Below are 12,691 nucleotides of genomic sequence, written 5' to 3'. Positions count from 1 at the left end.
GTAGTCTTAATCAGGACCAGCCTTATAATCCAGATTCATATTATACTCATAGTCCAGAAGCTTCAGTCTGAAGATAAATACCACATGTTTCGGATTTTATTATCCTGAACAACTTCGGATTTTTGCAGTATAAAATAAAACCAATGAAAGATATCATTCATAAAATAAAAAATACAGATTGGCAGCACCTTACGGAAACAATGCATGAAAACGGATATGCTGTAATTTCTAATCTGTTATCAGATGAAGAATGCGAAATAGTAAAGACAAATTATGACAATCCCGGTTTTTACCGAAAAACAGTGATCATGGCAAGACACCGTTTCGGCCTTGGTGAATATAAATATTTTGATTACCCGCTTCCTGAAATGATTCAGACCCTACGAACGACTATTTATCCGTATCTGGCTCCGATTGCCAATTCCTGGTTTAAAGCCTTACATATTGACACTCAATTTCCTTTAGATCATCAGGAATTTTTACAACAATGTTATACCAATGGCCAACAGAAATCTACTGTTTTAATTTTAAAATATAAAGAAGGTGGTTTTAATACTTTACACCAGGATTTATATGGCGATGTGTACTTTCCTATCCAAATTGTGTTAATGCTCAGCGAACCTGATAAAGATTTTACAGGTGGAGAATTTGTACTTACCCAGCAGATCCCGAGAGCACAGTCAAAAGCTATTGTTTTAAAACCTAAGAAAGGAGATGTACTCATTTTTACGACTCAATTTAAGCCAGAAAAAGGTGCCAAAGGCTATTACAGGGTCAATATGAAACATGGAATAAGTGAGGTTCGGGAAGGAAACCGCTATGCTTTGGGAATTATTTTCCATGATGCAATCAGCTAATTTGAGGTACTGCTAACTGTTAAATTTCAACTTTAAAATTTCAATTATAATGCTCTCACATTCTCAAATATCAGCCAAAAGTCTGAGAAGTAAAATTCATAGCAGAGAAGTTTGTTTTGGAGGAAATAAAAAACTGAAAATCTATGGACTGCTCAGCTGCCTGTCAGGAAAAAGAATGAAAATAGAAAACAGGGTCTTCTTTACAGATGAAAAAGAAGCTCTACAAAGTAATTATCGTCCTTGTGGACATTGTATGAGAGAAGCGTATCAACAGTGGAAACAGAAAATATTTACTCTTGGCTCTTAAAACGATTCTATAATACAATTATAAACTTGTGTCTTTGCGTTATTGCAACCTGAGATTGCTTCACTTTGTTGGCAATGACAGGCTAACATAAAAAAATCGGTATAACTGTCGTTATACCGATTTTTAGTTTAGTAGCGGGAACCGGACTCGAACCGATGACCTTCGGGTTATGAGCCCGACGAGCTACCTACTGCTCCATCCCGCGGTGTATTTTTAGAGTGCTTACCGAAAGCACTTATCTTAGTAGCGGGAACCGGACTCGAACCGATGACCTTCGGGTTATGAGCCCGACGAGCTACCTACTGCTCCATCCCGCGGTGTATTTTTAGAGTGCTTACCGAAAGCACTTATCTTAGTAGCGGGAACCGGACTCGAACCGATGACCTTCGGGTTATGAGCCCGACGAGCTACCTACTGCTCCATCCCGCGGTATATCTTTAGAGTGTTTACCGAAAACACTTACTTAGTAGCGGGAACCGGACTCGAACCGATGACCTTCGGGTTATGAGCCCGACGAGCTACCTACTGCTCCATCCCGCGGTGTATTTTTAGAGTGTTTACCGAAAACACTTACTTAGTAGCGGGAACCGGACTCGAACCGATGACCTTCGGGTTATGAGCCCGACGAGCTACCTACTGCTCCATCCCGCGATATTGGATTGCAAAGGTACGAATATTTTTTACAAATCCTAATTTTTCTTTTAAATAAAGGACTTTTATGAAAACTATTTTATTATTTGTATCTTTGTTTTATGGCAAAAATATTAAAAATTTACCCAGACAACCCACAGGAAAATCTTGTGAATGAGGTTATTAAAACTTTAAAAAATGGCAGGCTGATTATCTATCCTTCTGATACGATATATGCTTTAGGCTGTAATATTTTTGATATAAAAGCCATGGAAAAACTTGCTCAGCTCAAAAAAATGAAGCTTGAGAAGTCAAAATTTTCTATTATCTGTAATGATCTAAGCCATCTTTCTGATTTTACAAGACCTATTGACACCTCGGTTTTCAGATTTCTGAAAAGTCATCTTCCCGGGCCGTTTACTTTTATCCTTGAAGCAAACAAAAGTTTACCTTTGGCGTATAAAGGTCATAAAACAATTGGTATCCGTGTTCCGGATCACCCGATTCCGCAACTGATTGTTGAAAAACTGGGACACCCTATTGCTTCCACTTCCATTAAAGATGATGATGAAATCATTGAATATTCTACCGATCCTGAGCTGATTGCTGAGAAATATGATCATTTGGTAGATATCGTTATTGATTCAGGATATGGAGATAATGTGGCATCCACTATTGTAGACCTTACTTCCGGAGAACCGGAGATTATCCGTCAGGGAAAAGGAATTATTTAATTCAAAATATAAAGTTCAAGGTTTAGGGTTACTGGATTATGGGGTTTAATGGGAAATATTCTATAGGAATTTTACTCACTTTTGTGCTTTTGGTTGCGGCAATGCTTTATTCTTTCCCGGTTATCACTCTGATGACAGGAATAAAAGGAATTACTTCAGACAGCTTTTTTCTCAGCAGGATTGTGATCTGGATCGTTTTGATCATTGTATTTCTGTACAATATAGTTATTGAAAAAGGTTCATTTTTATTAAAAAAAGAAACTCCTTATTCTATCCTATTTTATATTAAAGCAGTTCTGAGCCTGTACTTCATCTGCATCATTGGTGGAGCATTTCTGAATGCAATAATCCTGTTTTTTATCCCCGAAAAAATAAGTGATAAGCTTCTTAACCTTGTATCCGTTTTTAAGAACAATTATTTTTTAATTATTTTCATGTGCCTTACGGCTGCTATTGTAGAAGAATTCCTGATGCGGGGTTATATACAGCCCAGAATTGAAAAAATCTATAATAATCCAACTGCTGGAGTTTTTATTTCAGCTGTTTTATTTGGAATCCTGCACAGCACTTACGGTACCATAGGTCAGGTTCTCGGACCTTTCTTTATTGGAATTGTTTTTGCCCTGTTTTATAAACGCTATTCAAATATTAAAATTCTGATCATCTGTCATTTTATGATTGACTTTATCTCTCTGATGACCCTGAATTTTATTAATATTAAACATTTATCTGTATTTTAACATTATGAAAATTATAACATCTCCTGCAAAATTAATGAACGTAGAAAACTCAACGGATCTGTTGAAATCTTCTACTCCCAGATTCATTGAAGATGCAGCATTTATACAGTCTTATTTAAAAGAAAAATCTCCGAAATATCTGTCCGAACTGATGGAAATATCACCCAAACTGGCTGATGAAAACTGGGAAAGAAATCAAAAATGGAAATCCAAACCTACTGCAAAAGAATCTGCTCCTGCCATGTTTGCTTTTACAGGAGAAGTTTATAGGGGGCTGGATGCCAAGACTCTGGATAAAAATGCGGTAGACTACCTGCAGAAAAACTACAGAATGCTTTCCGGGCTTTATGGTCTGCTGAAGCCCTCTGATAAAGTAATGCTTTACAGGCTGGAAATGGGCCGTCCTTTTGAGTTTGATCAATACAAAAACCTGTATGGATTCTGGAGAGAAAAGATTACAGAACAGCTGAATTCTGAAATGAAGAAAGGTGAAATACTTCTTCATCTTGCCAGCAATGAATATGGGAAAGTAATCGACAGAAAAAAACTGAACCATAAAGTAATCGATTTTGATTTTTATGAATTAAAAGATGGAAAACTCAAAACCATCGTTGTATATACCAAGCATGCAAGAGGCCTTGTAGTAAGATTTTGTGCTGAAACTAACGCCAAGACATTGGAAGATGTAAAAGCGTTCAACTATGAAGGGTACAGAATTGATGAAGAGAAGTCTACAGATACTAAACTGGTTTTTACAAGGTAAATGACAATTTCAACATTTAAAAAATATTTCAAAGCAGAACTTTCCGGTCTTTATACTGAATCGGAAAGTGTTTTTTTATCTTCCCTATTCATCCATCAGATCGTAGGTTTCGATCATTTTCAGCAAAGAAGATTTTCTGAACAGGAACTTCTGACAGATGATGAAAAAAAGCTTTGTCATCTGGTTTCAGAACTTAAAACAGGAAGACCTTACCAACAGATTCTCGGAGAAACTGAGTTTTATGGTATGAAGTTCTTTGTGGATGAAAATGTACTGATTCCCCGCCCTGAAACGGAAGAACTGCTGGAGATTGCTATCAGAGAGATTCAACGTTCAAAGTTTAACATTCAGGGATTAAAGATTTTGGATATAGGAACCGGAAGTGGAGTAATTCCTTTGGTTTTAAAGAAACATTTTCCTGAAGCTATAGTTTCATCGATAGATTTTTCTGAAAAAGCATTGAAGACCGCTCTGAGAAATGCAGATTATCATCACCTGGAAATACAATTCATTCATGCTGATTATCTCCATTTTAAACCGGTTGAAAGCTTTGATATCATTATTTCAAATCCACCGTATATAAGCATTGAAGAAGAGATTGAAATTGCAGACTCTGTGAAAGAATTTGAGCCTAAAATGGCCCTTTTTTCCCCTACTTCCGATGCTTTGATCTTTTACAAAAAAATAGCAGAAGATGCTAAAAAGCACCTGAATGAGGACGGGCTTTTGTTCTTAGAAATCAATCAGAAATTAGGTCCGGAAACTCTGGAACTCTATCAATATTTTTCTAACGCTCAATTATTGAAGGATTTATCTGAAAATGACCGGTTCATTTATGGAAGGAAATAAGTAATTTTGCTTCCAAACACCTAACCTATGAAAACTTTGATATGGTATGCCTTCGTTGGTATTTTCCTGATTCTGTCGTTAACATCCTGCAAACAGCATCCTCAGGATGTTGTGAATGAATATTATAAGAAAGGTGAATTCAACGGTTCTGTTCTGATTGTGAAAGACGGCAGGATGGTATGTGATACTGCCCTGGGTTTCCGCAATATTGAAAAAGGGCTCCGGTCTGATAAAAATACTTCTTTTTATATTGCCTCTCTCAGCAAGGCTTTTACTGCGGCAGCGATTATTATTTTAGAGCAAAAAGGTTTATTAAAACTGGATGATAAGGCATCTCAGTTCATTGAACTTCCCGAATATGCTAAAGATATCACTATCAGACAGCTTTTGCACCATACATCAGGAATCAGTGACTATGAGAATTTATTTTCGAAAAAAGGATTGACCAATACGGAAGTGATTGCCTGGCTGTTTAGTCTTAAAAATCTTGATTTCATTCCTGACAGTAAATTTAAATACAGCAACAGCGGATATATCATTCTTTCTCAGATTATCGAAAAAGTTTCCGGGAAATCTTATGGTACTTTGATCCATGAACAGATTATCACTCCTTTGAAGATGAACAATACGTATGTGTATAAATCTTCCACAATTATCCAGAATAAAGCATCAGGATATAATCGGCAGAAGAAGCCTGATGATTATTCAATCTTAACAACTGGTGACGGCGGAATTTATTCTACTCCTGAAGATCTGTATAAATTTGATCAGGCTTTGCGAACTTATACCTTGATCAGTAAAGAAAATACAGCTCTCATGTATACTCCTGCAAAACTAGCTGGCGGCCAGATTTCAAACTACGGATTTGCCTGGTTTATAGAAGATGAAAAGGGTGGAAAAACCGCAATGCATACAGGCGGTCTGAATGGTTTCAAAGCTTTATTCTGGAGAGATCTGCAGCATAACAGCTGTATTATAGCACTTACCAATCTGGGAGATGCATTTCCTTTGGGTAACTTTTTACATGACATCAAAAAAACAATTCAATAAAGAAGATGACTATTGAATCTCACGAAATTAATACGATAAAAATTGCAGAAGTTATTTCTGATCAAATTATCATCCAATCTGCACAGGACGGGCTGGATCTCATGGGAAATGTTTATTATCAAGGTTTTGACAAGGTCATTCTTTATGAAAAAAACATCACTCCTGAATTCTTCGATTTAAAAACAAAAATAGCCGGTGAAATTCTTCAAAAATTCTCGAACTATCGTATCGGACTGGCTATTGTAGGTGACTTCGACAAATATGATAGTAAGAGTCTGAAGGATTTCATTTTTGAAAGTAACAAAACAAGACACGTAAATTTTCTAAAATCACTGGAAAAGGCATTAGATAATTTATCAAAATAAATTCTTTTTCAGCTAATTACGTACAAAAACATACTATTTAATGGATTTTTTAACAGAAGTATTTTTTTACAAAACGGCATGTTTAAAAAAAATACGGTGATTGAATGTTAAAAATAATCTATTTATATTACCATATTCTCAAAAAAATTAATTCAACAATCGATGATTTAACCAACAAACAAAGTTAAATTAAAATTAATCTCATAAAACACACATAATAAGTAGTTTATTCGTATATTTGCAAAAACACAAAGGTTATGAATTTTACTATTCTACAAGCTTATATTTTATATAATAGGGCTACTTAACTCAATTCTCTTTTCGACTCTTTCAGATAAAACATAGATTGTCTCTATGACACATCCTTGTTGTATCTGTTATCTTGGAACCTAAGGGCTCCTCATACTATCTATGAGTATAATTCATTGTTTGGATGAGTTGCAGGAGTATTTATTTCCAATATGAATCGAGCTGGTATGAAAGTATTTTCATAAAAAACACACCACAAAAAACATACAATACACAGATAAAAAATTATTAGAGACATCATGATTAAAAAATTATTTCTACCAATCGTTTTAGTAAGTTCTTTTTCTTTTGCCCAGATAGGGATTAATACACCAACACCTGACGAAAGCTCTATTCTGGATGTTTACAGTCAAAACAAAGGAACTCTGATACCAAGACTTACTACTGCAAAAAGAGATGCTATTTCCAATCCGGCCAATTCGCTTCTTATTTATGATACTGATAAGAAATGTTTAAGCCAGAATATTGGAACACCTACCAAGCCTGATTGGTTATGTATCAGTAGTAATACTGTAAAAATGTTTTACATGCCTAGTGTTTCTTTTGACACTTCTACCAATGCTACCGGCAGAACAAAAGATTTATATACCTTGTATAAAACACAGTTCGGGTCTCCAAAAGCAAAGAGCACCAGCGCTCCCGCATCTATTCCTTTTTTCCCGTCAAGCAAAGACATTTATTATTATGTAACAGATGCTGATCCTAATGTATTCAGCAATATTTCTATTTCTGATGATGGGGTAATGACTTATGATGTAAAAGCCGCAGCCACAGACTGTTCTTTTATTAATATTGTTTTTGTTGTTAAATAACCGAGCTATGATAAAAAATACCTCAGTTTTACAATACAAAAGGCTTTTATTTATTTTTTCATTATTCATTTTCTCCCAGAATAGTAAAGCACAAAATGAACAGGGAACCGGCTATCCTTATTTTGTAAACTTCACACAGGGATTACAGCCTCAGGAAGCTTATAAAGTAGCAACCAGTGGAGTCCAGAATGATGCCACCTTTACCACAGATGGATTGCGGCTTACCCGAAGTGTGAACAATATTTCGGGAGGTGTAATACTTGCTGATAAAATATTCAAAAGTGACCAGGGAATCAAATTCGAGTTTGAATTTGCTATTTATGGCGGAAACATTAACGGAGGAGACGGTATTTCTATATTCTTAGTAGACGGATCTATTCCTAAAGAGCAGCTTAATCTTGGATACTTTGGTGGAGGATTAGGATATAGTTTTGTACGTGGAGGCGAGTCTACAGAAGGCCTTAGAGGAGCCTATCTTGGAATAGGACTGGATGAATTCGGAAATTTTAAAACAAGCTTTAACCAGGGTGAAAGAGTCAGAAATGGAATTTTCGGTGTATCATTAGCGGATGGACGAAGCAATGTTTCTTTAAGAGGTAAACGTGGAAATCAGTATCTGTCATCAGCTGAACCTGCAGGATACAATGGGTATCCATTGCTTTACAGTACAGCAACCAATGCTGCTCCTTCCAGCAGTAACAGATCTGCTTATCTTGATACTGCAACCGGAAAATATATAGGGATTAAAAATACAACTCTTCAGCAATTCAGCATTGAAAGTGGTGGAACAACCTTTCCTCTCAATGAAAATGATGCAAGATTCCGTAAAGCGTATGTCACATTAGTTCCCAATCCTGCTGGCGGTTACAATATAACCCTGGAAATACAACACGGAACCGTGAAAGAAACAGTGATTGATAATTATTATTATCCAACTTCTCTGAAATATACGGAAACTACAATATCCAACAGTACGGTAAGAACTCTGGATACCTCAGCACCTTCAACTTTCAGAATTGGATTTGCTGCTTCTACAGGAGCTGCTAAAAATATACATTTATTGAGAAACTTAGGGGTTACCAGACCTTATGCTGCAGAAGTAACAGATGATCTGTTCGCGGGATGCCCGGGGATAAAGTCAATTTATTATCCTTTGCTGAATGATGCGGCTTATTCTTCAGCAGGTGGTCAAAACCCGCCAACACTTTCATATAATAACCTTGATTTCAATTCGTTTCGTTTTTTGGATAATAATGGAGCTCTGATTCCGAATATAACTGGTGGTGTTTATACTAACAGCCAGGGAACATGGACTTACTTCCCCACTACCGGAGCGCTTTCTTTCAAACCTGCGGTTGGGTTCACAGGAGTGGTCCAGGTACAATATGATATTAAAGGCGGTGGAAGCAATGGTACTGAAGCTCCTTATAATAAGGAAGAATACAGATCATTGCCGGCATTGGTACAGGTTAATATTTCTAATACAAATAACTGCAGTAAAGCCTGCGTTATTTCCAACAAGAATGTAACCCAGAAAATAACAAGATAATTTGATTAAAAACCAGCTTTTAAGAGCTGGTTTTTTTATTTTCAATAAAATACTGAACAGCATCTTCAATTGCTTTATCAACGGATTGATATTGAATACCTAACTCTTCTACTGATTTCTGATTAGAATAATAATTACGGATCTGCAGAGCTTTCATATTGGAGGTACTGAGATTTGTTTTTATGTTTAATTTTCTCAAGCCGTCACCTATCAATCCAAGGAAACTCAAAATTCTGTTTGGAATAGCTATCATGACTGGATTCTGATCGGTAATCCGGTTTACTTTCTTAAAAAATTCCTTATAGCTCAAATTTTCATTGGCTAAGAGATATTTTTCATCAGTCTTTCCATATTGAATAGCATATAAAATTCCGTTAGCGGCATCTTCCACATGTACAAAGTTCTTCCCTCCTTTCGGATAAAAAAACAGTTTCTTTTTCCAGGTCCAAAAGATGATTTTCCCGGAACTCGGTTTGCTGTCATAGGCTCCGATCATAAAAGTTGGATTAACGATAATAACGTCTGTATTTTTATGGTTCTTTAAAAGATAATCTTCAGCTTCCAGCTTGCTTTGTGCATACAGTGAATGTGTGAAAGGATAAAGCTGCGGCGCTTGTTCATTTCCCCGGAAAGCTGTATTTCCATACCCTAAGGTGTTTGCCGTGCTTACAAATAAAAACTTTTTTACACCTGCTAATTCCGCATGGGTAAACAGATTTACGGTCATTTCATAATTCACTTTTCTATATTCACCATAGCTGATGAGATTCTGACGTGTTTCCGCTGCAATATGAATGATACAGTCAACTTCTTTGAGTAACAATGAAAGATCGGATGAAAGATCTGCTTCCACCAACTTCAGATTCTCGTTTTCTTCGCCCAGCCAGCCGCTTTTCTTGCGCACCAGAGCAATAACAGAATAACCATTTTGTAATAATTTAATAATAACATTAGTTCCCAGAAGCCCTGTTGCTCCGGTTACACATACTTTTTTCATGCTTCGATCTCTCTTTTTATAGCCTGGGTCATCAACGGAAGTTTGATCCATATTGGTAAAATTTTCATCATCAGCCAGCTGATTGGATTTACCATAATTACGGAATCTTTTTTAAACAGCTGACGAATACAGTATGATGCCACTTTATCAGGATTCAAAAGCGTCAGTCTTCCTATGAAACCTTGTTTTTCTATTCTTTTACAGACATCCGTATTGGTTTTCATGGCACCCGGATTCACAACGCTTACAAAGACATTGGTGTCTTTCAACTCTTCATACAGCCCTCTGGAAAATGAATGGATAAAACTTTTGGAAGCAGGATATACGGTTTTAAAACCAATAGGAGAAAAGGCCGCCATACTGGAGACATTCAAAATATAGGCTTTTGGCTGTTTTAAAAGGTTGGGGAGCAACTGATGGGTAATCAGAGAGGTTGCCGTTACATTAACCTGCAGAATGGTATTGATATAATCCGGAGAGGCTTCTGTGAATTTTTTAGTACCCCCAAGTCCTGCATTGTTGATCAGGATATGAATATCAAAAGAACGGTTAAGCCATTCTGTGAGCTTCATGACATTGTTATTAACAGAAAGATCTGTTTCATAGTAATGAACTTTTACCTCATACAGCTCTTCCAGCTCATGGGAAAATTCCTTGAGATTCTGATCCGGAAGGCTTACAAGAATGACATTGATCTTTTTTCTGGCCAGATTTTCAGCAAATGATTTGCCCAGTCCCTGACTTGCTCCTGTGACTACAGCATATGACTCTTTGGTATCCATACGTTTACATTTTATGGTACAAAGCTATCGTGTAAAGAGGGTTTGAATGTTCCGGATTATCTGAACGAACTGATTTTCAATCAAGAAAGATAAAACATATAAATTACTTAAAATCAATATTTTAAATCAACACAAAAGTAAAACTTTATAAACCTGAACTTATTTTTTGAATTCAGAAGGAGTCTGTCCCGTCACTTTTTTAAACGTGGTATTAAAAGAAGTCTTGGAATTGAATCCTGATTCGTACGCAATCCCCAGAATTGATAATTTACTATTTGATTCCTTCAAAAGTTTTTGGGCATATTCTACTCTGAATTCATTTACATATTGGAAGAAATTCTTTCCAAAACCTGTATTGATGACATAAGACAGGTGATGAGTAGAAACGGAGAGCATTTCAGCCAGCCTGATCAGGTTAAGTTCACTGTCAAGGTAGGGCTTTTGTATTTCCATCAGTCTTTCAAGTGAGGTTTTAATCTTTAGTAATTCTTCATCGGAGATGAGCTTTCTCTTTATCTCTTCTGAATCGGAATCTTCATTGATAGAGATCAGTTCTTCTCTTTGCTTTTCTTCTAAAGGATAAATTTCCCTTTGTTTCAGAGAATAATATCCCACCCAGTAGATCACCAGTAAAAAGACAGTATTGATAAAAAAATTCAGTGATTTAGGGTCATAGAAGAGATTATATATCACATAGATGATATTCACAATAAGAAGTACCAGAATGATATACTCAAGCCAATTCAAATTGATTCCTTCAGTATTGGAAGAAAACTGTTGGATCTTTCGCTGGTGTTTTCTGATGGTAATATAAGAAAGTCCGGTATAGAACAGTGCCTGAATCAGGATCAAAATAACACTCAGATATTCAAACGGTGATTCATAACCGAGATTTACTAAGATAAGACATAACAGAAAGGCTGCAGGAAGTAACAGGAATTTAAAATCCTTGATTTTGAAGGTAAAAGAGGGATTGGTAAAGAACAGCACACTAAAGTAAAAAACAATGGGTGTGAAAAACTGAATACATCTGACGAAAAACAGGGAATGAAACTCAACTGTCGTACCCGTGATGAGAAACAAAACCTCATCCAGCCAGAAGGTAGACCACAGAAAAAGAAATATTCCAAACCAGAAATTGGCTTTATGGTTTACTTGTAAAGGATTGGCGAGCTTTAGCAGAGAAAGCAAAACCAATGAACCATAGATAAGTATCACGATGAAACTGTTTAACTCTGATGTGTTCATTGGTTTTGATATTTTAAGCAAAAATAGTCTTTTATCCTATTCGCTTCCTTACAAAAATTTCATATCCCAGATAAATTAACGGAAGCGACATGATTCCTAAGAAAAGGATATTGCTCATGGCCAGCTGCGGATGCATTACAATAGAGTAAACGAGTCCGAAAAAAGCTCCTCCAAGGTGAGCGGCATGGCCAAGATTATCCCATTGTTTAGGATTCAGCATCATGTATACAGAATATCCGAAATATAATGTTCCAAATAACCATCCCGGTAAGAAATTGACACTGATCTCATTCGGTGCCATGGCTATGGAAGCAAAAATAATTCCCGAAACCGCTCCTGATGCTCCAATAGCAGAATACCAAGGCTGGTTTTTATAAATCTGTAAACTGAATAGATTTCCTAAAATCATTGATCCAAAATAAAGAATCAAAAATCCCGTTTCTCCAAAAAAACTAATGACTACTCCCTGGAAAAAATACAGGGAAAGCATATTAAAAAATAAGTGCATAAAGTCTGCATGCAAAAATGCAGAGCTGATCAGCCTTATATATTCTTTACGGTTTGCAATGGCTCCAACATTGAATTTATATTTTTCAAATAATGCTGTATTGTTAAATCCCATGTAACTAAAAATACATGCGGCCGCCATGATAATTAAAACAACTATATTCATCGTATGTTTCTTATGTTATAATTAAA

14 protein-coding genes and 5 tRNA genes are annotated in these 12,691 nt (G+C 36.1%); 10 read left to right on the top strand and 9 right to left on the bottom strand.

The features are described 5' to 3' along the window. Positions 1 to 143: 143 nt before the first annotated feature. Both ACPF63_RS07530 and ACPF63_RS07525 read left to right on the top strand, forming a co-directional pair. The gene (locus tag ACPF63_RS07530; protein ID WP_426482576.1) at positions 144 to 857 is read left to right on the top strand and encodes a 2OG-Fe(II) oxygenase; all 714 of its coding nucleotides are present in this window, start codon (positions 144 to 146) and stop codon (positions 855 to 857) included. Positions 858 to 906: 49 nt separating this feature from the next. Continuing rightward, the gene (locus tag ACPF63_RS07525; protein WP_426482575.1) at positions 907 to 1,164 is read left to right on the top strand and encodes an Ada metal-binding domain-containing protein; all 258 of its coding nucleotides are present in this window, start codon (positions 907 to 909) and stop codon (positions 1,162 to 1,164) included. A 132-nt stretch (positions 1,165 to 1,296) separates the two neighbouring features. On the opposite strand, the gene ACPF63_RS07520 is transcribed toward ACPF63_RS07525, so the two are convergent. The 5 genes from ACPF63_RS07520 to ACPF63_RS07500 form a co-directional block, all read right to left on the bottom strand. Beyond that, a tRNA-Met gene (locus tag ACPF63_RS07520) sits at positions 1,297 to 1,369 on the bottom strand. Positions 1,370 to 1,408: 39 nt separating this feature from the next. Further along, positions 1,409 to 1,481, bottom strand: a tRNA-Met gene (locus tag ACPF63_RS07515). A 39-nt stretch (positions 1,482 to 1,520) separates the two neighbouring features. Then, positions 1,521 to 1,593 (bottom strand) — tRNA-Met (locus tag ACPF63_RS07510). 38 nt (positions 1,594 to 1,631) lie between these two features. Continuing rightward, positions 1,632 to 1,704: transfer RNA gene (locus tag ACPF63_RS07505), tRNA-Met, on the bottom strand. A 38-nt stretch (positions 1,705 to 1,742) separates the two neighbouring features. Further along, positions 1,743 to 1,815: transfer RNA gene (locus tag ACPF63_RS07500), tRNA-Met, on the bottom strand. A 101-nt stretch (positions 1,816 to 1,916) separates the two neighbouring features. On the opposite strand from ACPF63_RS07500, the gene ACPF63_RS07495 reads away from it, so the two are divergent. The 8 genes from ACPF63_RS07495 (at position 1,917) to ACPF63_RS07460 (ending at position 8,965) form a co-directional block, all read left to right on the top strand. Beyond that, positions 1,917 to 2,528 (top strand): L-threonylcarbamoyladenylate synthase, encoded by a 612-nt coding sequence (locus ACPF63_RS07495; RefSeq protein ID WP_426482574.1) that lies wholly within the window; start codon positions 1,917 to 1,919, stop codon positions 2,526 to 2,528. Positions 2,529 to 2,566: 38 nt separating this feature from the next. Next, the gene (locus ACPF63_RS07490) at positions 2,567 to 3,268 is read left to right on the top strand and encodes a CPBP family intramembrane glutamic endopeptidase (protein ID WP_426482573.1); all 702 of its coding nucleotides are present in this window, start codon (positions 2,567 to 2,569) and stop codon (positions 3,266 to 3,268) included. Positions 3,269 to 3,272: 4 nt separating this feature from the next. Further along, a complete protein-coding gene (gene yaaA, locus ACPF63_RS07485; RefSeq protein ID WP_180563911.1) occupies positions 3,273 to 4,031 on the top strand; it encodes a peroxide stress protein YaaA in 759 nt (252 codons plus the stop codon). Further along, entirely contained in the window at positions 4,032 to 4,880 is an 849-nt protein-coding gene (prmC, locus tag ACPF63_RS07480) for a peptide chain release factor N(5)-glutamine methyltransferase (protein WP_426482572.1), read from the top strand. 27 nt (positions 4,881 to 4,907) lie between these two features. After that, complete coding sequence (locus ACPF63_RS07475) at positions 4,908 to 5,930, top strand: serine hydrolase domain-containing protein (RefSeq protein ID WP_426482571.1); 1,023 nt, start codon at positions 4,908 to 4,910, stop codon at positions 5,928 to 5,930. 5 nt (positions 5,931 to 5,935) lie between these two features. Next, entirely contained in the window at positions 5,936 to 6,295 is a 360-nt protein-coding gene (locus ACPF63_RS07470) for a DUF4180 domain-containing protein (RefSeq protein WP_426482570.1), read from the top strand. A gap of 548 nt (positions 6,296 to 6,843) precedes the next feature. Continuing rightward, complete coding sequence (locus tag ACPF63_RS07465; RefSeq protein ID WP_426482569.1) at positions 6,844 to 7,416, top strand: hypothetical protein; 573 nt, start codon at positions 6,844 to 6,846, stop codon at positions 7,414 to 7,416. Positions 7,417 to 7,423: 7 nt separating this feature from the next. Next, entirely contained in the window at positions 7,424 to 8,965 is a 1,542-nt protein-coding gene (locus ACPF63_RS07460; RefSeq protein WP_426482568.1) for a lectin-like domain-containing protein, read from the top strand. Between the two features lie 19 nt (positions 8,966 to 8,984). On the opposite strand, the gene ACPF63_RS07455 is transcribed toward ACPF63_RS07460, so the two are convergent. The 4 genes from ACPF63_RS07455 to ACPF63_RS07440 all read right to left on the bottom strand — a co-directional run bounded on the left by ACPF63_RS07455 (position 8,985) and on the right by ACPF63_RS07440 (position 12,665). Next, positions 8,985 to 9,962, bottom strand: coding sequence for an NAD-dependent epimerase/dehydratase family protein (locus ACPF63_RS07455; RefSeq protein WP_426482567.1), 978 nt, complete (start codon positions 9,960 to 9,962; stop codon positions 8,985 to 8,987). Then, complete coding sequence (locus tag ACPF63_RS07450) at positions 9,959 to 10,744, bottom strand: SDR family NAD(P)-dependent oxidoreductase (protein ID WP_180563916.1); 786 nt, start codon at positions 10,742 to 10,744, stop codon at positions 9,959 to 9,961. The genes ACPF63_RS07455 and ACPF63_RS07450 overlap by 4 nt, the downstream gene beginning before the upstream one ends. Before the next feature lie 159 nt (positions 10,745 to 10,903). Beyond that, entirely contained in the window at positions 10,904 to 11,992 is a 1,089-nt protein-coding gene (locus ACPF63_RS07445; RefSeq protein WP_077416752.1) for a helix-turn-helix domain-containing protein, read from the bottom strand. Positions 11,993 to 12,023: 31 nt separating this feature from the next. Beyond that, positions 12,024 to 12,665, bottom strand: a complete 642-nt coding sequence (locus ACPF63_RS07440; RefSeq protein ID WP_426482566.1) for a rhomboid family intramembrane serine protease — start codon at positions 12,663 to 12,665, stop codon at positions 12,024 to 12,026. Between the last annotated feature and the right edge of the window lie 26 nt (positions 12,666 to 12,691).

Origin of the sequence: Chryseobacterium sp. R2ACT005, assembly GCF_049949215.1 — a bacterium.
Classification (GTDB): domain Bacteria; phylum Bacteroidota; class Bacteroidia; order Flavobacteriales; family Weeksellaceae; genus Chryseobacterium.
The sequence above is the reverse complement of the archived record's forward strand: the minus strand, read 5'-3'. Positions and strand labels throughout refer to the sequence as shown.